The organism is Nocardia asiatica NBRC 100129 (assembly GCF_000308415.1).
Classification (GTDB): domain Bacteria; phylum Actinomycetota; class Actinomycetes; order Mycobacteriales; family Mycobacteriaceae; genus Nocardia; species Nocardia asiatica.
The window spans coordinates 1-22042 of record NZ_BAFS01000441.1 but is presented as its reverse complement, the minus strand read 5'-3'; the positions used below and the strand labels follow the sequence as shown (position 1 = coordinate 22042).

Below are 22042 nucleotides of genomic sequence, written 5' to 3'. Positions count from 1 at the left end.
CGGGGTCGGTACCGAGTCGGCCGTTGATCAGGTAGTGCGGGTAGGTCACGTCACCGGTGTCGGAGCCAAGGGGTGCGTTCGGGTCGGCGGGCATCGTCATCGTCGAGGAGCCGCCCATGTCCATGCCACCGTGGTTCATACCGCTGGAGCCGCCCATGTCCATCCCCGCCATGCCTTTGTCGCGCAGCTGCTGCAGCTCCTTGTCGGGGTCGCGGCCGTTGACGCCGTCGAGCCAGTCATCCAGGACGACAACGGCTTCCACGTCGTAGTCCTTGCCGTCTGCGGGATCCTCGATGATCAGTGGCGCGTACAGGCCGCGGTCGAGCTGAACTCCGACGTGGGGATGGAAGAAGTACGTGCCGGCGTCGGGCGCGGTGAACTCATAGCGGAAGGTGCCGCCGGGCTGGACGGCGGGCTGAGTGAGATCGGGCATGCCGTCCATGTCGTTGCGCAGGGCGATGCCGTGCCAATGAATGGTCGTCGGTGCGGGAAGTGCGTTGGTGAAGTCGGCCCGCAACACCTCGCCGCGCGAAAGCCGGATCTCCTGCCCGGGTAGCTTGCCGCCGAATGTCCAGGTCTGCACCTGGACGCCACCGAGATCAACGGTGGTCGGCTCGGCGCGCAGCGACACGTCCCGGACGTTGGCTCCAGCCGCTCGGCGATTGTTCTCCGCGGTGCGGACCGCGTCGGAATCGGGTTGGACGAGTGTGCGTGCGCCCGGCGTGTCCTTGGAGCATGCGGCGAGGACAGCGGCCGTGGCGGCACTGGCACCGAGAGCGAGAAACCCGCGCCGCGTCATCGGTGCGGAGTGCGGAAATTGCGTGGAGGACATGGATGCTCCCTATTTCGTAATGGTTCGGGTACCGCGCGCTGGCAGATCGGATTGTGGGTGAGCGGTGATCCCGGCCCGGGTACGGTGTCGCCTGGGTGATATCGAGTTGGGTGGTGCACCAGGTCGGCCGAATGCAACGGGGGATATCGTGCCGTGGCCGCTGCTGGTGTGCGGGTGGGACGCGGACCTGGGCGGGACCGGGCGCACCTGCGTTGACGAACAGACGTCGGGTCGTTCAGCGGCCGCCGAGTATTGCGCGCATCTGGTCGATTTCCGCTTGCTGGGCGCTGACGATGTCGTGTGCCAGTGCTTTGGCGTCGGGATTGGCGCCGCCGGTGATCTCGGTGTTGGCCATGGTGATCGCGCCGGTATGGTGGTCGATCATCATCCGCAGCCACGTGCGGTCGAAGTCCGGTCCGGACAGGCCTTCCAGTGCGGTCATGTCGGCGGATGGCATCATGCCGGGCATGTCGGTCATCTGATGTCCGCCGGTGGTGGGGGCGGGTTTTCCGAAATCCTGGAGTAGCGTGCTGATTCGCTGCATCTCAGGGCCCTGCGCCGTGATGACGGTGGAAGCCAGCGTGAGCAACTGCTGGCTCTGCGACCGGGACGCGACGAGCCGGGCCATGTCGACTGCCTGAGCGTGATGCGGATACATCATCTGCAGGAAGGTGACGTCGGTGTCGTTGAAATCGGTGCGCGCCGCTGATGCGCTGGACGGCCCGTTGCGGGAGGACGTGACCCCGTGATCCATTCCTGCCATCGAGCTGCCGCAGCCGGCGACAAGCAGCGTCAAGACGGCAGCGCCGACGGCGACGGCCGATCTGATTCGGTTACGTGTGCTGAACATGATCGAACTCCTGGTGAATTGCGAAAGAAGTGGATTCGGGCAGGCACCGGCGTGCCTCCGGGTCGCGGGGACCGCGGAAGCGGGATGCCTGTCAGATCCGCAGAATCGACAATTCGGCCAGGGAGGGCGCCGTCCAGGGCGGTGGACGTTCACGATGTATACGCCAGTGACGGGACTTCGGCAGGTGAACCTCGTCGAAGCCGACGCCGGAGCGGTAGAGCAACACGAGGCCGATCACGAGCGCCATCACCGAGAGGGTGAACACGCATGCGTGCATGGCCCGGTGCCCGATGGCATGGTCATCGTTGGTGATGACCATCGCGGACTCCTGATGGTCGCCCAGTGTCTCGGCCATCGCGTTGGTGTGTTCGCGATCGACATGGTTTACGCCGGGATGAATGCTGAGCAGACCCGTATGCATGGCGGCAATGCCGAGAACCAGCACCAGCAGACCGAGTATCCGGACGGGCCCGGATACTCGGGGCGGCGCGTGCTGGTCGACCACTCGGCCATCATAGTGCTTTGCGCGGGTCTGCCCCACTGCAACCTTCTGGAGACGTCTTTGGCTGCATCTGGCCGCGTACGGCTGGCACTGGTAACGGCCGTCATGTTCCCTGGACCCGGTCAGCGCGACCCAACGGCGGTGCCGGACCGCGAGCGCACCCCGGAGTCGGCCGACCAAGAAGCGGACCACCGCGACCGCAGCTGCCGGAATCCGCCGGTACTGGACGGTGAGGCCGGACTACGGTGAACCGACGGTGGCCGATCAACGTCGAACGTATAAAAGGATCTCACCACCAGGAGAGTGTCATGTTCACCGCACTGCTGCACCCACCCCGCCGCTTCGCCGCGACCGTGTGCCTGGCCATGGCCACGCTCTTCGCTGCCACCGCCTGCACGGCGTCGAACGGTGACGGCAAGCCGGCACCCACCGGCGCTTCGGGTGCTGTGACCATCACGATCGACGACTACCGATTCGACATGCCACCGACGGTGTCGCCCGGCGCGACGATCACCGTCCGCAACATCGACCGGGTGGAGCATTCCGTGACATCGGATGCGGTAGGACTTTTCGACGCGGAGGCGGAGCCCAACGGCACCGGCAGTTTCACCGCACCGTCGACGCCGGGCTCATTCCCTCTCTACTGCCGATACCACCCCAACATGCGTGCGACGCTGATTGTCGGGTGATGGAACCGCCCGGGGGCCGAACTGGCCGCGGAATTGTCGTCGCCAGGGGATCGTAGTGGGCGAGATCAGCCTCGGCCAGAGGGCACCGACGCTCGACCGCCCGCTGCATTCTCGCTGCATGCGGCGCTGTACCCGCCGCCTGGCACTGCCACCGACGGCACGGCCGGCGTTGGTGCCGCAGGGATGTGGTGGGCCGATGAGCACACGCCGGTCCGAATCGGTCCATTGGAACTGGCCTTCGCGCAGCGTTCAACCTGGTGGGAATCCTCGCCCGGCCACGGTCGATACTGAGGTTGGTCACCGGGCGGCTCGGGGTCTCAGCTGGTATCCCGCATCGACCGCGGCCCGCCCGGACGGCGTCGGCCGCAAGCTCATGGTCAGTGGGTTGACGTTCTCGCCGGTATCGCGAGGTGGTCCGTTCCCGGGGCGGCGACTGAAGAATGGGCGCCGCATCCGAGCCGTCGCAGTGCGTGTGAAAACGCCGCATCCGGAACACCTGTTTCGTACCCGTCGGCGAAGCGGTCGCTGGGACCGCAGATGGCAATGCCGAGTACGGACAGCAATGCCGCCACAAGCGGGGCGATGATCACGATCGCGGTCGCCACACTCAACTGCAGCCGGGCGCGGGTCCGCTGCTCAGGCCGCGCGGGCATGGTGAGGCGTTCGACGCGGGCAGCCAGACCGACGCCGGCTGCACCGAGCGCGTCGGCGGGGTCGGGGGCACCGGAGAGCATGAGCAGTGCCTGCCGCACAGTGTGGTGGCCGTGGATTCGGGCGGCCGCGTCGTCGGCGCACATCTCGATGAGGTGTGCCACCTCGATCGCCCCTACCCGAAATAGTTCACTTCGAGGGAAAACCGCTGCGAGTCCGCGGGTCAGCGCGAGCAGCACGTGGTGGCGGCCCGCGAGGTGTGCCCGTTCGTGGGCCAGTACGGCCTCGAGGTGGCGGCCGTCGAGCGAGGAAATGACACCTCGAGTGACCACGACGGCGTGTGGTCTTCCGGCTACGCAGTACGCCACCGGCTCGTCGAGATCGAGCACGACAGCGTCCAATTCGGCGTTGTGGCGGCCCGCGACTCGGACCATGCGGGCGTGTTCATGGGTGGTTCTGCGTGCCCGCAACAGTGCGCTGATCAACCGGGCCGCCAACACGACCCCCGCGACGGAGGCCAACGCGCTGAGGGTAAGGATTCCGGTCTGCACGACGACGCCGTATCGGCCCGCCGCAGCCTCGTGCAGTTCCAGCAGACAGTTGCCCACGACCCTCGAGCCTCCAGGCTGGAGCAGGTCTTGGGTCACGTCGACGAGCAGAATTGCGAGGCCGAATGCCCACGACGCTCCCACCGAAACGATCGCGCTCATCCACGCGGCTACTCCGAGCCGTGGCGCGGCACCGACGCGGATCGATCGCCGAAGTAGTTGTGGTGCCAGCACAGCCACTGTAAATCCGTACAACAGTAGGCATATCGCGATGCTCACCTGGCGGCGGTTCCTTCGAATAGTGGCGCGGGCACTGTGGCGAGCCGATCGCGGCTCCATCCGAATTGACCGGGGCCGGTGCGGCGAGGAATGCCGATATATCGGCGATGACAACGACAACAATGGGACCGAGTCGTATCGCGACCTTCGGTTCCCATTCTGTTGCGTTCCTCTCAGGAGGATTTCTGCTTGGGGCGAATTCCGACTTCGTCGTTACCGACCGATCGCGTCTCATGGAGGGGTCATCCGAACGATACAGCCTACTTACCAGGTACGTAGAAATTTCGACTGATCGGCATGGCGGCAAACAGGTCCACACCCGGCAGCCGGCCAGACGACGCAGCGCGAAACCCTTGACATCATACCCCTAGGGGGTACTATCGGTTTTGGCGGTGGCAAGAGGTGGTCGCCGCAGAAAGGAAGAGGAATCCATGAGCATCACGACCGTCACGGTGTCCGGGATGACCTGCAGCCATTGCGTCTCTTCGGTCAGCGAGGAGATCGGCGCGATAACTGGCGTGACCAGCGTGGACGTCGATCTGGCCAGTGGCCGGGTGACCATCGATAGCGAGGGCCCCGTGGAGCGCGGCGCGATCGCCGCCGCCGTCGATGAGGCCGGTTACAAGCTCGTCGACTGACGATTCCGTACTACCACAACTACGCATACGGGGTATTCGCCATGAACGCGCCTACCAAGTTCGCAGCCTTCGGCCTGGGTCTCGCCATGATGTTCACGGTCGCGTTCGCCGCCGGGGCGGTGATCGGCCCCGACCCGGCTACCGCGACGCCCGTGACAAATGCGGTTCACCCGGCCGAGGCGTCGACGTCTCAGCACGGCCGGGACCGCTGACCCGCTTGATCAGCGCCTTTTCCGCGGATTCATCGCCGCACAGATTGGAGTATCGATGGGCACCACGACGCAACCGCCCACCCAGCAGCGGATCGAGTTGGCGATCGGCGGCATGACCTGCGCATCGTGCGCCAATCGTATCGAGAAGAAATTGAACAAGCTCGATGGCGTCACCGCGACGGTCAACTATGCGACCGAAAAGGCTCGCGTGGAATATGCCGGGCAGATCACACCGGAAGACCTCGTCGCTACGGTGGAGCAGGCCGGATACACCGCCGCGCTGCCCGCTCCGAAGCCCACGGCGGCGCAGACGGCGGAAACTTCTGCGGTCGGCGAGGATCCGACGGCCTCGCTGCGGCAGCGGTTGCTGGTCGCGCTGGTGTTGACGGTGCCGGTGATCGCGATGGCGATGATTCCCGCCCTGCAGTTCACCAATTGGCAGTGGCTGTCGCTGGCCTTGGCGGGACCGGTGGTGGTGTGGGGAGCGCTGCCGTTCCACCGCGCGGCGTGGACCAACCTGCGCCACGCCACCGCGACCATGGACACCCTGATCTCGATGGGCACCCTCGCCGCGTTCGGCTGGTCGCTGTATGCGCTGTTCTGGGGCACTGCCGGAATGCCGGGGATGAAGCACCCGTTCGAGCTGACGATTGTCCGTGACGGCGGCACAGGAAATATCTATTTGGAGGTGGCGGCCGGGGTCACCACCGCTATCCTTGCCGGCCGGTTCTTCGAGGCACGTTCCAAGCGCCGGGCTGGTGCGGCGCTGCGCGCGCTGCTGGAACTGGGGGCCAAAGAGGTGTCGGTGTTGCGCGAGGGCCGCGAGCAGCGGATCCCGGTCGAGCAGCTCGCCGTCGGTGATCTGTTCGTGGTGCGGCCTGGTGAGAAGGTCGCTACCGATGGTGTCGTGGTCGAGGGCTCCTCTGCGATCGACGCCTCCATGCTGACCGGGGAATCGGTGCCGGTGGAGGTTGCGCTCGATGACACGGTGGTCGGTGCGACCGTGAACGTCGGTGGCCGAATCGTGGTGCGCGCCAGCCGGATCGGGTCCGACACCCAGTTGGCGCAGATGGCGGAACTGGTAGAGGAGGCGCAGAACGGGAAGGCGGCCGCGCAGCGGTTGGCCGACCGGATTTCCGGGATCTTCGTGCCGATCGTCATCGCGCTGTCGGTCGCCACGCTCGGATTCTGGCTCGGCACCGGCGGACCCGTAGCGGCCGCCTTCACCGCCGCGGTGGCCGTGCTGATCATCGCCTGCCCGTGCGCGCTCGGACTGGCGACGCCGACCGCGCTGATGGTCGGCACCGGACGCGGCGCACAGCTCGGCATTCTGATCAAGGGCCCGGAGGTGCTGGAATCGACCCGGCGGGTGGACACCGTGGTGTTGGACAAGACCGGCACCGTCACGACCGGCAAGATGACCCTCCTGCAGGTGCATGCCGGCGAGGGTGAGGACGAGACACGGATTCTGGAACTGGCCGGGGCGCTGGAGGATTCTTCGGAGCACCCGATCGCGCAGGCCATCGCCAAGGGTGCCCGCGAGCGGGTGGGCGAGCTGAAGCCGGTCGAAGGGTTCGCCAATGTCGAAGGTCTCGGGGTGCAAGGTGTCGTGGATGGCCACGCCGTGATCGTCGGCCGCCGCCGACTGCTGGCGGAGTGGGCCCAACACCTCGACGCCGACCTGGAACAAGTGATGCATACCGCCGAGACGGAGGGCAAGACCGCGGTCGCGGTCGGCTGGGACGGCACAGCGCGCGGCGTGCTGGTCGTCGCCGACGCGGTGAAACCCACTTCCGCAGAAGCGATTGCACAGTTGCGGGCGCTCGGGCTGACACCGATCATGCTGACCGGCGACAACTCCGCGGCCGCCGCCGCGATCGCCGCGCAGGTCGGCATCGAGGAGGTGATCTCCGAAGTCCTGCCACAAGACAAGGTCGATGTCGTCAAGAAGCTGCAGGATCAGGGCAAAGTCGTGGCGATGGTCGGCGACGGCGTCAACGATGCCGCGGCTTTGGCCCAAGCCGATCTCGGCCTGGCCATGGGTACCGGCACCGATGTCGCGATCGAGGCCAGCGACCTGACCCTGGTCCGTGGTGACCTGCGGGCGGCGCCGGACGCGATCCGCTTGTCCCGCAAGACGCTCGGCACCATCAAGGGCAACCTGTTCTGGGCCTTCGCCTACAACGTGGCCGCCCTGCCGCTGGCCATGGCGGGATTGCTGAACCCACTGCTGGCCGGCGCGGCGATGGCGTTCTCGTCGGTCTTCGTCGTCAGCAACAGCCTGCGGCTGCGCCGCTTCCGATCCAGCAACGGATAAGAACCGAAAACTCGACCGAAGCAACGGGAAAATCGGGCGGGACGGCCGAACTGCGCCGTCCCGCCCGACGCATTGTGGAGGACAACCATGTCGACGATCACGGAATCCGCGCTGCGGATGGCCCGGCATCCGGCAACTCGATCCGTCGCCCGCTGTGTCGCCGCCTGCGCCCTCGGCGCGATACAAACCGCGCTGCGCCCCAGGTCCGGCGAGCAACCGGGTCAGATGCGAAGTCCGCTGGCCGCCAAGTAGGACGTCCGCTACCGCCCTCCGGCCAACCCGACTGGGACGGTACGCGATGCCGTGCCGTCGTGGCACCGGCACGACACACTGTCGGCCGGGCGAGCGGGCAGCTCACGTGAGTTGACCGGCGCCTCCGACCTGGAGGCCGAAGTACTAACTATGTACAAAGGCCCGGACCTGGTCTCAGCGCTGGGAAGTCGAACAAGGCTGGCGATCATGCGTTCGGCGGGTCCCAGCTGGTCGTCTTCGGTGCCGTCGCAGCCTACCTCGTGCTCACCGCAGTCGACCGGTATCTGCGTGCCCGCCGTACACAGATCGGGGACACCGGCCCACACCCAGCCGAATCCCGGTGAGTTCCATGATTTCTCAGCGATCTGCACCCACCAGGGCTGCAGCGTCACCGACATCCGCGATGGCCTGATCGCCTGCCCCTGCCACGGCAGCCGCTTTCGCATCACCGATGGGGCCCCAGAACGTAGACCCGCCCGAGAACCCTTGGGCGGACGTGAAACTCGGGTCGAAGGCATCAGCATCCGCATCAGCTGACACCAACGGCAGTCGATCGGCGTGACCTTACCTGGCCCGGCGACAACACCGACAATGACGACCGTTATTGCTCCGCGGTGCACGGGCAGCGGAGCTGTGGCTGCATACCGCAACCACATCGCGATGCTCGCGGTCACCGATCGGGGAAGTATGAAGCCGTCAGCCAGATCGTGCCGACCGGCGCCGCCGCACCCAGGTCGCTGACCGGTCGATTCCCCGAAGGCAACAACACCGGCAATCCACCACCAACAGTGATTCCCGTGGCTGTTCTCCGAGATCTTCTACGTCATGGTGTGCCGAATGATGGGGGCTTCTGCTGACCGATGTGACCAGGACTCGGCGGCCGGTTTGCAGCGAACCGAATAGGCCGGGTTCGATGGTTGTTTCGCGCATCCGGGTGTAGTACGGGGCTTCGCCTCTGGGCGAGTCCACTATCGGTGGGGATGCCGCTGGGGTGTTTGCGCCGCGTCCGGGTGGTTACCCGCGAGGGCAGGAGGTCGAAATGGCGCGGCCATCCCGGCCAGCCCGGCCTCCGCCAGAGAAAGGAGGCGATCCGTGATGACCACGGTCAAGGACATGCTCGCCACGTATCCGGCCGACCTCGGCGGCGTCGACCCCAACAAGCTCACCAAGTGCATCGAGGAATGCATCGCCTGCGCACAGGCGTGTACGGCGTGCGCGGACGCCTGCCTGTCCGAGGGCATGGTCCGCGAACTCGCCAAGTGCATTCGCACCAACATGGACTGCGCGGACATCTGCAACGCCACCGCGTCCGTGTTGTCCCGTCACACCGGCTACGACGCCAAGATCACCCGTGCGATCCTCCAGGCATGCGCGACCGCCTGCACGGCCTGCGGCGACGAATGCGCCGCCCACGCGGACACCTACGAGCACTGCCGCGTATGCGCCGATGCCCTCCGCCGCTGCGAACAGGCGTGCAACGACCTGATTCAGGCTCTCGGCTGAACGGCCCCACCGCCGCGGACTCCCCGCTCCGGTGCCCGATCAAGTCCCGACATGTGACTGGAGCCGGTCGATGATACGCGGACTTCGAGAGGGCCCAGGCCCTCTGGGTCCTCTCATTAGTCGCAGCGCCAGCCGTTGTTCACTGTTAGCCGATGATTCCGACAGCGATGTCACAGACGACAGCGATGTCACAGACTTTGCCGCAACCGGCACGGTGGGGCTTGTTCCGGGGGCCTGTGGGCTTCGCTGGATGTCTTGTCCCTCGGCCACACGAACTGTCCGTCCTCGTTTGGATCGGACACCAGGAGCGATGTTTCCGACGCACGATGTCGACCTACATCAGGTTTCGAACGGCATCGGGAAGCGTGGCACCACTTCGGGGGTCGCGATGACCGCGTGGTCGGCGCTCAGGAACGGCAGCGATGCGTCTGGCTCGGTGGAGCGGTAATTGGAACCGCCGTCGCGTTCGGCGCGGCCCCGTGGTTTTTGCGAATGGGGGATCAGGCGGTCGAGGTAGGCGAATCCGATCGCAGCAACCAGGATGACGGCGGCAAGCCAGGTCGACATCACGCCCTCCCCGCCTCGATCACACCCGCGAGGCCGACGACTGTCAGGGCTGTGGTGTGCATACTTCCTCCTCGCAGGCCCGGTTGGAGGTCGGACCGGCGCCTACGTTCTATGTAGGAGAATAGTAAGTCGTTGATGCGGGCCGCGCACCTTCTATACGCCCTGCCGCGCTGTGCGGGTCGGGGAGGATCTCCATGACGGCCGGTTCGAGCGAGTCGATACGCCAGCGCTGGGCGGAGGCGTCGGTGATGTCGTCGCGTGACAGACGAGGTGGACCCCAGCCGCTGGGTCCGCGGTCGCTGAAGCCGAGCATGAAATTCGCATCCGGGTTCGCCGGCATCCTCGCCAGCCGAGACAACCGGCAGCTTGGGGCACTGCTCGCCGGCGCTGGGACGGTTGCACGGGAGTCCGGGGCGCAACGGCCGTTTCGGGTCGCCACGAAGCGCCGGTCTGGCTACTATTCAGATACGTAATATTGGGACGTGCTCGACTGGGCGCGCGTGACGCAGGGAGGCCGGTGTTGGGGGAGTGACGCAAGCTCGGCAGCTGGATCCGGCTCCCACCATATTCATCCGACTCGACCGAGCAGACCACGCCGGATGGTTGACTTGGAGTGCGCTGGTGCTGTTGGCGGCCGCGGTCGCCCTCGCGGTGGCCGGGGTCCCCACGGTTGATCTACACGGTCCCCTGCATCGGATCGGCATCATGGATCCGGCCTGTGGTGGAACACGCTCGGTGTATCTATTCCTGCACGGTCAGTTCGGCAGATCGTTGCGCTTCAACCCGGCGGGATGGCTGGTTGTGCTGGGCGCTGCTGTCGTGGCTCTGCGAGCCGTGGCCGGTTGGCTCACGGGCCGCTGGCTCGCGGTGCGTGCGCCGCGCCGTGTGATGCTCACTGCCGCGACCATTATGTTGGTGGGCTTGGAAATCAACCAGCAGGCGAATGCCGACCTGCTCACCAGTTCCTGGAACGGATAGGCTCCCTGCCTTCGGCAGGGGCCCACACCCAGGGAGATGGGTTTCATCCGATGGTGAGCCATCGACACCCGCAGGGTCAGGCCTTCTTCTTTCTCGTGCGCAGGCTGCGCAATACCGTTCGCAACGCGGTCGACTCGTCCTCGGTGATCTGTTCGACGAAATGGGCCAGCACCAAATCCGAGCGGCCACCCCCGCCGAGCGCCTCACGCATGAGCTTGGCGCTGTACTGCTCGCGGGTGAGGGTAGGCCAATAGGTATAGGCCCTGCCGTGCCGTTCCCGCTCCAGCCAGCCTTTGCGGTGCAGATTGTCCATGGTGGTCATCACGGTCGTATAGGCGATTTCCCGTTCGCGCAGCAGGTCCTCGTATACCTCCCGCACCGTGGTGGTGTCGTCGGCCGACCACACGCTGTCCATTACAACCGCTTCCAGATCCCCGAAGCGATGCCCCATCGAATGTCTCCTCGTCCAACTCTGTCTACGGTCGCGTCCTGGTCGTTCGCTGTTGGTGACGCCGGGGAGTCCGCGCATTCAAATACTATCTATGTACGTAAAGAGAAGACGACTCGGGTCTGACCGGCGATGGTGAACACAACTGACCCGGCGCAGCCCCAGTCGGTTCCGAGCGCGAATCGCTCCGCGCCTCGTCGTCTTGGGCGCGTCAACGCCCGTAGCTTCTGACAGCGGTGCGATTCGGTGCGCCGGTTGTGCTCGGCTGGTTGTATTCGCTCGCGCCTCGCGCAACGAGAGTATGACTCCAATATGTCCAGTGCACGACTGGCACAGCAGTTGAACATCCTGGACCACGACCGGCGACATCCGCGCACCCCCGACTCATGCCATCGGAGTGTCACACTGGCTTCGCGAAATGACCCCACAGTCGCAAGCCATCAACACCGCCTAGCTCGCTGTACGGTCGCCGTACTCGACTGGACCCGCATCCCCGAAACCTGGCCCTGGGCCACACAACTCGAAACAGCATTCCACCGTGTCCGCGCGCCACACCTGACCCACCAGCGACAACTCCAGCAAGAGCAGCGTCTCAACATCGGCTCCTGTTGTCATGGCGGGGCGTTTACGAGATTTTCTGTGAGTTGATCTCGTTGTCTGGCAGGGTGGCAGGGCGAAATGCCATGCTGCCCGCAAGGATCACAACGTTGACGCAGGAAACCAACGACCCGCACACCGAATGTGGACGCTCTGGCCGAGCAACTGCTGGATCGAGCCGATGCCGATTCCGCGCAGCTGCGGGCCTGGACGGCTGCTGACGCAGTTGACCCGGTGAGTGCTCAACCGGGCCCTGGATGCGGAACCGACCGAGCATCTGTTCTATGGGAAGGGCGATCCCGCTGGCCGCGGTTCGGGAAACACCGCAGGTGGCTCCACATCAAGACGGTGCTGACCGATATCGGTGCGGCGGGTCCGCCGCCTGCTAAGGCGCGGTCGCGTGGACGGCATATTTCCCGGCGCGCGCCCCGTTTCGTAACTGGTCGCGGCCTACCACAGGGGCGTGCACCGCGGGGCAGGTGAAATCGCGGGGCCCGGCCCCGCAGCCTGTGGTGCTACCCCCCTTTCGCGGCACACAATTCGACCGGATCTAGCATGGTCCACGTCCCGGCACCAAACGTAGGAACAGACCTCGGCCAGGCGTAGGCTCGGCTTCAGCAAAGCCGCGCGCGGCGTTGTCCGCTTATCGAGCACCATTACACATCGCGTCATACGCAGATAGGTAGTATGTTGCGCCTCCGTAAACGATCATGGTTCGCGCATCACCGCGACGCCCATGGACAGGAGCACCGCGTGCCGCGTATTCGCGCACTCGCCATCTCGACCCGGGGCAGCTCCGGCGGACCCGCAGCGGAACAGCAGGCAGTCCGATGAGCCTTGCGGTCTGTCTGTTCCTGTACGGCTTCGCGGTCACGACCTTGGCGCCGCGGCTCCTCGCGCAGCTCACGCGCGGCGGCATCGCTCCGGGGTTCGGTCTGGTCGCGTGGGTGAGCGCCATTTGCTCGGTAGCAGGATCCTGGGCGGCGGCGGTCATCATCCTGGCCGTCGATGTCGTCCGGGATTGGGCTGAGCCGAGCAGACCCGTGTGGAGCAGTTGCTATTCGCAACTGCACGACGCCGCGACCGGCAGCTATGGCGGTGTGGTGCAGGGCGGACTGATCGCTCTGGCTGCGTTCGTCACGCTTGCGGCCGCTGTTCTTCTGTTGCGAGTGATCCGGTCCTTGGTGCGGGCTCGAAGCTCCACCCATGAGCACGCGCGGATGGCGCGCGTAGCGGGCCGCCACGATTCCGGCTTGGACGCCGTCGTGCTCGATCTATCCGAGCCCGCCGCATACTGTGTCGCGGGCAAGCCGCATACTGTTGTCATCACCCGCGGGGCGCTCTCCGCCCTCGATGATCGGCACCTGGCCGCGGTGCTGGCACATGAGCGAGCCCACTTGGCGGGACGCCACCATCTGCTGCTGGCGTTGACTCGTGGTCTCGCCGCAACCTTTTCCCGAATCGAATTGTTCACCCTCGGCGCTGCCGAGGTCGCGCGACTGGTGGAAATGCGCGCCGACGATGTCGCGGCACGCGAACACGGACACCGCACCGTACTCCAGGCGTTGCTCGCTCTCTCGGGTGTCGCCGACAGCCCCACCGGGTCGCTCAGCGCTACCGCGGTCGGGCTCGCCACCCGGGTCGAACGGTTGACCGCGCCCTGCGAGACTGCACTGCGAACCCGAGCCCGTCGGCTGCTGATTGCCGCGACCACATTGGTGACCCTCGGTCCCCTCATCACAGTGCTGCTGGCCGCCATCGGTATCGCGATCTGCGCGCCGATAACCGCTTGACCCCGTTGTGTCACCCGGGGGAAGGACTCCGCATGCTTACACCCCCGAGGTGGTCGTGCTCACGCCGCCCGGTCGCCGCCGACGAACGACCATCACGGTGGCCCAGCCCAGCAGGATGAGCGCGAAGGCGTAGATCGCTGTTCCAGCGGCGATCTGGACAGGCCTGGTCGCAGCGGTGGCTGCCGCCGGTCGGTACAGGTCCCGGGTTTCGGTGCTGACTATGGCTTGATCGGCGGGCAACGGAAGCCACGCCTCGACGTTGTGCTCGCCGTCACGCAATTCCGCGTATACGAACCACCGGCCGGATCCGCTGACTTGGACGGTACCCGTGTACCGGCAGTCGCCGGCCGCACGTAGTGGCGCGGTCAGGGTGCTGCCTGCGCGGCGAGCAACCAAGCGGACCGGGCTGGTGCGCTCGCACGAACTCGTGGTTTCGACGGCGAGCGACAGCTCGCCCTTGCCGTCGGACGCGCCGGTGAGCCGCGCTCCGATTACGGGCTCACCCTGCCCCGGATCGTGCGCGGACGCGGTTGGCGCGGAACCGACCAGCAAGACACCACTCAGCACGACGGCAAACACAGCGGGGACGAGCAGGGCACCCCGCCGCGCGCTCACGAGGCCGGCCAGAACGAACACCGCGATCGCGGGGACGGCGACCGCCGCTACCGCGGACGCCGAGCGGTCGACCAGCCCTATGGCGGCGGCCAGCCAAGCGAGGGCCGCGACTGCCGCAGCGCCGGCCGAGTACCGCAGCAGTCGATTGCGCCACGGCAGATCCAGCACACACAATCCGAGCACGGCCAGCGGTAGCTCCGGCGTGCTGCGCCCCAGCAGCGCCAGCACCGCTGTGGTCACCAGCCGCAACGCGACATAAACGACGACCATCGCCGTGACCGGCATACGCAACGGCACGACGCGGCGTGCCACGGCGGCCGCCGGCAATCCGGCGCTGAGCAGAACCGGAAGGTAGAAGGCCTCGGAGAACTGCGGGACATCGGTTTCGTACTCCAGGACTGTCATGGCCAAGCCGCCCAGCAGCAAACCGGCGAGCAGCGCTTCCACCACACCCGATCGAGTCTGCCGAACCCCGGCGACGGCACCGAGAACCATTGCCGCCGAAGCCAACACGACCAGCATGTGCGGCGGGCTCCACAGCACCGCGTCACGCCCGAAGGAGGCGTGCCATATCGCGTCGAGCGGCGCGGCCGCCAACGTCGCCGCGCCGCCAGCCGCTGCTACGACCAGCGGCGACTGCCCCAGCACCGCAGGCAGCGAGCGCGTCTGGATGAGGAGTCGCACACCCCAGCCGACGACCACCACGCCTGCCACGGCCACCGAACCGTAGAGCAACAGGTGCGGGGGGATCGTCGCGTCATCACGACCGAGATCGGTATGCCACGCATCGTCCCAGTAGGTCGCCAGCAGCGACACCATGCCCGCAACGGCAATCACGGCACCCGACACCCGCCCCAGCTTGAGACGATTATCTCTCAAGAATGAGACATTCATGTCTCAAGTATGATGTGACTGTGTCACACGGTCAAGAGGTAACTATTGGTCCCGAACTGGTCGACGCCACCGAAGCCGCGGTAGCCCGGTGGGGTCTCACCGAGCTCACCCTCGATCGAGTCGCCGCCGAGGCCGGAATGTCGCGGGCGACCATCTATCGGCGGGGTGTAACCCGCGAGCATCTCGTCGCGGCACTCACCAAAAGAGCGGCCGACACCTTCCGCGATGAGATATGGCCCGCCCTCACCGCGGCCGGGACCGCCGCCGAACGGCTCCGGATTGCGCTGGAGGCCGTCTGCGCCACCGCGGACAAGCACCTGCCGCTGCTTTCGGGCATGTTCCTCGCGCATGGCGAGGTGTTTCACCAGCCCGGCCCGGAAGCGCTCGCGGTCGACGTGTTCGCCGAACCGTTCGAGCGACTGCTCCGGGATGGTGCTGCCGACGGCAGCCTGCGTGAGGTACCGCCGACGGTCACCGCCACCGTACTGTTCAATACCGTGGGGTGGGGATACATCCACCTGCGCGCCAGCCATCACTGGGATCCGGACCGGGCCCGCGAATCAGTACTGGATCTGGTCCTGCGCGGCCTGTTCACCGGAAGCTGAGCCGCGCAAAGCTTCGGCGCAACCCGGGTGACGGGCGATCCGCCCATCACCCGCAGCGATCACGGCCGCCGTTTCCCGACAAGCGCTGCCAGCCCCGCGGCGGCGCCGAGGACGCGCAGTAGAAGACCGATTCCGCCGAGCCAACGAGCGACAGCGTCCGGCTTGTCATCCACCACCGCGGCGGCAGATGGCTCAGCACCGTGCGAGGTTCACCGGCCCGCAAGAGTGAGAACCGGCAACGAATACTCCGGCTCTTGGCCGTCGGCAGGCATGGGCTGATGCCAGTGGACAACCTTTCCGTCGCTGTGGGTTTGCTCGGCTTCCGAAGGAAACCGTGCCTTGTTTCGGCAGCAGGCCGGCCGAGGGCACGAACCGCTGGATTGGCGGTCCACGTCACCGACGTCGCCATCTTCGATGCGTCCTTTCCACGACCGAGGTCCACCCGGGTAGCGGTTCGGCGCGGGCCGACTTCGAGCCGGGCAGTTGGACGGTGAGCTTGGTGGAGCTGGCGTTGTCGGATTCGGTGGACACCCTCGAGGGTGAGCACAGTGGAGGCGCCCTATTTCGCACCCGCTGCTTGGACAGTGAGGTGTGCGAAGGCGATACCGGTCGCCACGACCACGGCGTTGGCGGTGGCGGCAGCCGTGACAGCGGTCCGTCGGATCAAGCCGTTCATGATCTGTCACCGCCGGGCCGCCGGAGCGGGCGGCGTCGGCTTTCGATGACGTCCGGTGTACTCCGAGACCCGCACTGAAGGTGCCGCGTTGTCGGGCATTCGGTGGCGCCCTGGCTGGTCAGGATTTCGGCTGATCGGCATCCGTCCCGCCTTCGCCATGTGCTCAGGCAATCGGTGACGTCCGGTGCCGTTGCGGCGTGTCGGACGAACAGAACTGGTCGCCACCTGGCGAGCAGGCTCGGACCGGTCGAGGCGGTGCAGGGCGAAGGCCGCGACGGCGCCGATCACTGTGAGCCCGACCCACACCGCCCAATCCGCGCCGGCGGCGCGAGCTGCGCCGACGACAGCACCGGTGGCGAGGTTGCCCCCGAGAATGCCGACACCGACTACGGTGTTGTAGAACCCGTAGTGGGTGGCCACCAGCTTGCCGTCGGCCAACGAGACGACAGTGTCCATCTCGAACGGGAACACCGCCGCCGTGCCCACGGCCAGCAACGCAGCCGTTACCAGCAGCGCCGCGATCGCGGCACCGGTACCGAATCGGTTCGGGTCCGGGATCACCACCAGCGGCAGGAACGACGCGGCAAGGATTCCCATGCCGATGACCAAGCTGCGACCAGTGCCCCATCGCGCCTTGAACCATCCCGTGATGCGCAACTGCCCGGCGACCGCCACGACACCGGACACCACGAACAGCGCCGACACCAATGCCTGCGAGCGTGCTGCCGCGACGACGAATTCGGCCTGCAATGGCAGCGCGAGATACACCTGGAACGACAGCACATACGAGCCGATCATCGCGACCGAGAACGCCAGGAACCGCCGGTTGCCTGCCACTGCTCGCCAGTCTTCGAGCACCGAGGTCTTTCCGGTCGGCTCCTCGCCCCGCCGCGCGGGGAGCGCGAACAGTTGCGCCACCGTCAGTGCCGCAAATACCACTGCCGCGGCGCCCGCGGTCACCCGGAAGTCGAGGGCCATCAGCGCCAGGCCGACCAGAGGTCCGGTCAGGATGCCGGCTTGATAGAAGATGTTGAACACCGCGAACGCTTCTACCCGGCGTTCCCCGGTATCGGCCGCGAGGTAGGCGCGCACGGCCGGGTTGAACAGTGCACCGGCGAAACCTGTTGCCGCCGAGGCGATCAGCAAACCGGGCAGGGAGGTGGCGAACACCAGCAGCGCGAAGCCGCCGGTGCGCAGCAGGCAGCCCGCGACGATCAGCGGCTTGTAGCCGAGCCGGTCGGCGAGTGTGCCACCGATGAGGAACATGCCCTGCTGAGAGAAGTTCCGCACGCCCAGCACCAGACCCACCGCCCACGCTGCCAACCCGAGCGGGCCCGCCAGGTACCCGGCCAAATAGGGCATCAGCATGTAGAAACCGAGGTTGATGCCGAATTGGTTGACCATCAACAACCTGGCAGCGAGATCGAAGCTACGGAACTTCCTGAACACCGTCACGAGGCCGGCTCCCCGACCCCCGTCCAACCGCGCGGATCGACGACTGTGGTGCAGCGAGTCCAGGAACGCACCACCCGCTCAGCCGGATGCGCGACAGTATCCGGCTCGACCGGCGGTTCCAGATCCAGCAGGCCGTGCTCGGCGCAGTACTTGTCGCTGTAGATGGTGTCGAAGTAGCGATGCGGCCCATCGGGGAACACCGCCGCGATCCGGGTGTCGGCGTCGTAGGCACGGGCCGCCCAGCCCGCGACCAGCGCGACCGCACCGACACTCCAGCCGCCGGAAGCGTGATGCGTCGCGGCCAGCGTGCGGCACGCCCACACCGCCTCCGCCGGCGCGACCCAATGCACCTCGTCGAACGCGCCGTAGTCGACATTCGACGGGTAGATGCTCGATCCCAGGCCGCGCATCAGCCGGGGCCCCGCCGGTTGGCCGAAAATCGTCGAGGCCACCGTGTCCACGCCGATCAACTTCAAATCCGGGTTGAACCGGCGCAGCACCCGCGCCACACCCGCCGAGTGCCCACCGGTGCCCACCGCGCACACCAGCACGTTCACTGCGCCGAGCTGTTCGATCAGCTCGAGCGCCAACGACTCGTAACCGTCGGCATTGTCCGGATTGCTGTATTGATCCGGGCACCACGCATCGGGCTCACCATCGAGCAGCTCGGCGACTCGATCACGGCGCGCCTGCTGCCAGCCACCACTGGGATGCGGTTCGTCAACGAGATCAACCCGCGCCCCGTATGCCGCGAGCATCTGCGAGACGATCGGCTCCAGACCCGGATCAGTCACCACCGTGACCGGATGCCGGTAGACCATCCCGGCCAGCGCCAAACCCAACCCGAGGGTGCCGCTGCTGGATTCGATGATCCGCGCCCCCGGTCCCAGATCACCGCGCTCCTCGGCACGGCGCACCATGTGCAGCGCAGGGCGATCCTTCATACCCCCGGGATTGAATCCCTCGAGCTTCGCCCAGAACCCGCGTCCGACGGGCGCCAGTGGGGCACCGACCCACAGCACGGGGGTATTGCCGACCAAAACCCGCGGCTGGCGGGCGGCTTCAGGCACGGCAGCCAGACTCGCAGGCGTCTCTGCGGGCTTGTTGAGCACGACCTTGTTCATCATTGTCGCTTCCTGTATCCGAACCGCCGCGATGGACGGTTACGACGATGAGTGGGTAGCGGACACCGGCCGACGACACGAACAACGTCGGCCTGGTGCTGACCGATCAGCGTCGGGCGATACAGAACCGCATCAGAATGCCCCGCCCATCGATACAGGGCGGGGCCGAAGCAGGCGGGCCCCGCACCCCACGGCCCGCGGGCGGAAGGATGAACGCGACCACGATCGCTGCCACAAGCAAGGCCACGGCCAGCAGCTGCAGCGGAAGCATGTTCTGCGCACCCCCCGGGGGCACCGACTTCACGATGCAGTGGGCAATATGCGGGCCGCAGTCATCATCGATGACATCGACGGCCCCGTGAGCGTGAACATCGGACACCGAATGGAGGAACTGCTCCACGGTTGTGGCGACGGGCGGATGTCGGTGTGCATCGTCTCCGAGCAACGCGCAGTCGATCATCGGCGCTCCGAGCAGCACTGCAATCAGCAGGACCAGCACGGAGCCACCACGCCGCAACTGACCGAAGAGCCTCACAGTGGACCGACTATAGCAACAATTTCGTAACGAATACAGTATGCGCAGGTCGCCCGAATGTATCGGCAGGATCGTTGCACCAGCGGCACCTCCGACTCCCCGTCCACCGCCGCAGTCCGCCCGCTGTGGACAGTACCCGTGGCCAGCCTGCCGCCGCGATCATCAACCCTGTACACAGACGCGGCCTCCCTTCGCAGACAGTGCTGAAAGCCAACAACTTTCACCATCGAACGATGATCGCGACGACAGGCCGTTGACATCCCATACAAACAATCTACTATCTCTGTACGTATTTAGTTGTCAACTACGTGACCGAATCTCCCTACCCGGCGGAGACGGCCAGATTCCGGGAACGGGAGCACACTCGTAACCCGGCCGTTACCTGTTGTGGGAGCGATTGCGCCCGCTTTCCCGCACCCACCCCGACAGCTCACATTCAGCAAACATCAATGGAAGGGACTCCAGTCTCATGAAGCACACGCGTGGACTCCGCCGATTCGCCGCGGCAGGCATTGCCGCTTCCGCCACGCTCGGCGCCGCGGCACTGATGGCAGCACCCGCCACCGCGGCGCCATCACTTGCGAGCCCGCTGCTGGCCACATCGCACAGCGGAAGCCACAACAATGGTGATGGACACGGGCCGAGCGGCGGCGGTCGCAGCCACGGTCACGAAAGAAGCGTCGGACACGGGCAAGGCGCCGATGTCAGGGCCGGTGACACCCATCAGCTCCCGCGGACCTACACAGGGCCTCGCTAGCGGGGAATGCAGGCTGCCGTGCCCTACTGTGGCCTCAGCCGCCACGACCGCGCCGTCGCAGCGGGGCGCGCGGACCCTCGGACCGCTCCAGGCTGATTCCGCCGAGGAAGCACTGGCACCAGATGGAATCGGCTTCCCGCCCAGGGTTCACAGATCAACTTGCGCCCTGCTGTTCCCGCCGTCGTGGCCGGCCAATAGTGGAACGCCATGTCGAGGTGTGCCCGGTCGAGCTGGCCTTGTCATGCGGGTGGCCCACGATCAGGAGCACGCGGCGGCTGCGGTGCCCGCTCAGTTTTCGCGCTGCTGCTCGGCCTGGCCCGACATATCGTCGAGGCAACCGAGCGAACGCGGTGTCTCTTCCCAGTCCGGTCTGCGCGGATTCGAGCTGAACGGAAAGACCCTCGGCGTGATCGGCACCGGGCGGATCGGTCGGCGCGTTATCGGCATCGCTCACGGCTTCGGGATGAGTGTCATCGCCTGCGACCGCTACCGTGCCCAAGCGGCGGCAACTCGGATTCCGCTACGCCGACTTGGACGAGACGCTCGCCGCGGCCGACGTCGTCACCGTGCACGTTCCCGCCACTGCCGAGACAACGCATCTGATCTCCGACCGCGAGTTCGGGTTGAGGAAGCCCGGTGCGGTGCTCATCAATACCGCGCGGGGAAGAATCATCGACGTACCCGCGCTGATCAGGGCACTCGCCGATGGCAAGCTGAAAGCCGCCGGCTTGGACGTGCTTCCCGAGGAGCCGGTCATGCGCGAAGAAGCCGTGATCTTCCGCGGCCCGAAAACCGGAGAACATGACCTGACCGCGCTGATAGCCGACCATGTTCTGCTGCGCTTCCCCAACGTGCTCGTCACGCCGCACAACGCCTATAACACCGAGGAGGCGCTGCACCGGATCATCGAAACCACACTGCAGAACATCGAGGCATTCGCCCGTGGTGCCCCGCGCAACCTCGTCTGGGTGCCGCAGCCGCACGGTGGCGCAGCGACACCGGAGATCGCGCGCTGACGGCTGCGAATCCTGGGTCGATCGGCGAAGGGCGCCTGCCCCTGTTCGAGCCCGTGCGGGTAGCGCAAGCAAACCTGTCGGGCGCTTGGTGATCCGATGATGGTGCACAGTAGGCTCGGCCCGAATCCTTTGTCGGACAGGGTGGCGTTGACGCGCGCCTGCGCCCTCGACTTGCTTGAAGCACACCGCCCCGGCACCGGTCGGCGCGACGTCGAGCGCCGCCTCGTGGCAATTCCCGGGGCGCGGGGACGGGTTGAAGGAGAGAGCAGCGATGGATTTCGAATGGGGTTCTGCACACGATCATGATCTAGTTGCACCAGCAGGGCATCCCGGCACCGATGCCGCTGTGGTGTGACCGTCCGCTCGTGTGATACCCGAGACCTGGGGTTGGACCAACTCCGACACCCGACGTCTCTCCTAGGTGATGGCCGGGCCACAGCCTGTTCTTGGTTGAGTCCCGAGCCCGGCTGGCGTGTCCTACGCGATCAGCGGTGTCGCCTCGGAGGTTCCGGTGTGCGCGGGTTTCGGTGTGGGGAGCCGGAGTCGTTTGAGGGCGAGGGCGTTGACGGCGACGATGAGGCTTGATCCGGACATGGACAGGGCGGCGATCTCCGGGCGCAGCATCAGGCCGAAGGCGGGTTCGAAGACGCCGGCGGCGATGGGCAGGGCGATGGTGTTGTAGCCGATGGCCCAGGCCAGGTTCTGGCGC

The 22042-nt window shown here is 66.2% G+C and carries 21 protein-coding genes and 2 pseudogenes; 12 read left to right on the top strand and 11 right to left on the bottom strand.

The features are described from left to right. The 3 genes from ON27_RS33200 to ON27_RS42525 form a co-directional block, all read right to left on the bottom strand. A partial coding sequence (locus ON27_RS33200) for a multicopper oxidase domain-containing protein (protein ID WP_043736571.1) occupies positions 1–832 on the bottom strand: 832 nt, incomplete at its 3' end. A gap of 235 nt (positions 833–1067) precedes the next feature. Then, positions 1068–1682, bottom strand: a complete 615-nt coding sequence (locus tag ON27_RS33195) for a DUF305 domain-containing protein (RefSeq protein ID WP_043736558.1) — start codon at positions 1680–1682, stop codon at positions 1068–1070. A gap of 91 nt (positions 1683–1773) precedes the next feature. Next, a complete protein-coding gene (locus ON27_RS42525) occupies positions 1774–2223 on the bottom strand; it encodes a DUF6153 family protein (protein ID WP_245560474.1) in 450 nt (149 codons plus the stop codon). Between the two features lie 269 nt (positions 2224–2492). Here ON27_RS42525 and ON27_RS33180 point away from each other — a divergent pair, with 269 nt between their 5' ends. Further along, entirely contained in the window at positions 2493–2873 is a 381-nt protein-coding gene (locus ON27_RS33180; protein ID WP_043736549.1) for a cupredoxin domain-containing protein, read from the top strand. 377 nt (positions 2874–3250) lie between these two features. Here the strand turns inward: ON27_RS33180 and ON27_RS33175 are convergent, their stop codons facing one another. Continuing rightward, positions 3251–4234: a M56 family metallopeptidase gene (locus tag ON27_RS33175; RefSeq protein ID WP_051047257.1), complete on the bottom strand. Its 984-nt coding sequence runs from the start codon at positions 4232–4234 to the stop codon at positions 3251–3253. Positions 4235–4782: 548 nt separating this feature from the next. Here ON27_RS33175 and ON27_RS33170 point away from each other — a divergent pair. The 6 genes from ON27_RS33170 to ON27_RS33160 all read left to right on the top strand — a co-directional run bounded on the left by ON27_RS33170 (position 4783) and on the right by ON27_RS33160 (position 9273). Beyond that, entirely contained in the window at positions 4783–4989 is a 207-nt protein-coding gene (locus tag ON27_RS33170) for a heavy-metal-associated domain-containing protein (protein WP_043736546.1), read from the top strand. Between the two features lie 41 nt (positions 4990–5030). Further along, on the top strand, positions 5031–5201 hold the full coding sequence (locus tag ON27_RS43475; RefSeq protein ID WP_157227585.1) for a hypothetical protein: 171 nt from the start codon (positions 5031–5033) through the stop codon (positions 5199–5201). Between the two features lie 55 nt (positions 5202–5256). After that, positions 5257–7518, top strand: coding sequence for a heavy metal translocating P-type ATPase (locus ON27_RS33165; RefSeq protein ID WP_043736543.1), 2262 nt, complete (start codon positions 5257–5259; stop codon positions 7516–7518). Positions 7519–7605: 87 nt separating this feature from the next. After that, on the top strand, positions 7606–7770 hold the full coding sequence (locus tag ON27_RS43470; RefSeq protein ID WP_157227583.1) for a hypothetical protein: 165 nt from the start codon (positions 7606–7608) through the stop codon (positions 7768–7770). A gap of 150 nt (positions 7771–7920) precedes the next feature. After that, positions 7921–8307: a Rieske (2Fe-2S) protein gene (locus ON27_RS41925; RefSeq protein WP_083887985.1), complete on the top strand. Its 387-nt coding sequence runs from the start codon at positions 7921–7923 to the stop codon at positions 8305–8307. A gap of 558 nt (positions 8308–8865) precedes the next feature. Continuing rightward, a complete protein-coding gene (locus ON27_RS33160) occupies positions 8866–9273 on the top strand; it encodes a four-helix bundle copper-binding protein (protein ID WP_043736540.1) in 408 nt (135 codons plus the stop codon). A 339-nt stretch (positions 9274–9612) separates the two neighbouring features. Here the strand turns inward: ON27_RS33160 and ON27_RS33155 are convergent, their stop codons facing one another. Next, on the bottom strand, positions 9613–9840 hold the full coding sequence (locus ON27_RS33155) for a hypothetical protein (RefSeq protein WP_043736538.1): 228 nt from the start codon (positions 9838–9840) through the stop codon (positions 9613–9615). 603 nt (positions 9841–10443) lie between these two features. Between ON27_RS33155 and ON27_RS33150 the strand changes: the two genes are divergently transcribed. After that, positions 10444–10818 carry a DUF2752 domain-containing protein gene (locus ON27_RS33150; protein ID WP_157227579.1) on the top strand — a complete coding sequence of 125 codons (375 nt, stop codon included), beginning with the start codon at positions 10444–10446 and terminating at the stop codon, positions 10816–10818. 76 nt (positions 10819–10894) lie between these two features. Here the strand turns inward: ON27_RS33150 and ON27_RS33145 are convergent, their stop codons facing one another. Then, positions 10895–11269 carry a BlaI/MecI/CopY family transcriptional regulator gene (locus ON27_RS33145; protein ID WP_043736534.1) on the bottom strand — a complete coding sequence of 125 codons (375 nt, stop codon included), beginning with the start codon at positions 11267–11269 and terminating at the stop codon, positions 10895–10897. A gap of 738 nt (positions 11270–12007) precedes the next feature. Here ON27_RS33145 and ON27_RS46135 point away from each other — a divergent pair. Together ON27_RS46135 and ON27_RS33140 are read left to right on the top strand one after the other, a co-directional pair. After that, positions 12008–12232 (top strand): annotated as a pseudogene (locus ON27_RS46135) (transposase); the annotation flags it as partial. A gap of 461 nt (positions 12233–12693) precedes the next feature. Further along, positions 12694–13656 (top strand): M56 family metallopeptidase, encoded by a 963-nt coding sequence (locus ON27_RS33140; protein WP_043736531.1) that lies wholly within the window; start codon positions 12694–12696, stop codon positions 13654–13656. Positions 13657–13692: 36 nt separating this feature from the next. Here ON27_RS33140 and ON27_RS33135 read toward each other — a convergent pair whose 3' ends face one another. Continuing rightward, the gene (locus ON27_RS33135) at positions 13693–15120 is read right to left on the bottom strand and encodes a hypothetical protein (RefSeq protein ID WP_245560462.1); all 1428 of its coding nucleotides are present in this window, start codon (positions 15118–15120) and stop codon (positions 13693–13695) included. Between the two features lie 65 nt (positions 15121–15185). Between ON27_RS33135 and ON27_RS33130 the strand changes: the two genes are divergently transcribed. Then, the gene (locus tag ON27_RS33130) at positions 15186–15770 is read left to right on the top strand and encodes a TetR/AcrR family transcriptional regulator (RefSeq protein ID WP_043736528.1); all 585 of its coding nucleotides are present in this window, start codon (positions 15186–15188) and stop codon (positions 15768–15770) included. A 682-nt stretch (positions 15771–16452) separates the two neighbouring features. Here ON27_RS33130 and ON27_RS33125 read toward each other — a convergent pair. From ON27_RS33125 to lpqS, 3 genes are all read right to left on the bottom strand, one after another. After that, positions 16453–17850 carry an MFS transporter gene (locus ON27_RS33125; protein WP_083887987.1) on the bottom strand — a complete coding sequence of 466 codons (1398 nt, stop codon included), beginning with the start codon at positions 17848–17850 and terminating at the stop codon, positions 16453–16455. A gap of 47 nt (positions 17851–17897) precedes the next feature. Beyond that, positions 17898–19025: a PLP-dependent cysteine synthase family protein gene (locus ON27_RS33120; protein ID WP_043736561.1), complete on the bottom strand. Its 1128-nt coding sequence runs from the start codon at positions 19023–19025 to the stop codon at positions 17898–17900. Positions 19026–19131: 106 nt separating this feature from the next. Continuing rightward, the gene (gene lpqS / locus ON27_RS33115; protein ID WP_157227577.1) at positions 19132–19524 is read right to left on the bottom strand and encodes a putative copper homeostasis (lipo)protein LpqS; all 393 of its coding nucleotides are present in this window, start codon (positions 19522–19524) and stop codon (positions 19132–19134) included. Between the two features lie 659 nt (positions 19525–20183). Here lpqS and ON27_RS45985 point away from each other — a divergent pair. Next, positions 20184–21333, top strand: a pseudogene (locus tag ON27_RS45985) (NAD(P)-dependent oxidoreductase). A gap of 477 nt (positions 21334–21810) precedes the next feature. Here the strand turns inward: ON27_RS45985 and ON27_RS33105 are convergent. Continuing rightward, positions 21811–22042 (bottom strand): hypothetical protein (locus tag ON27_RS33105; protein ID WP_043736523.1); only part of this gene is annotated, 232 nt, incomplete at its 5' end.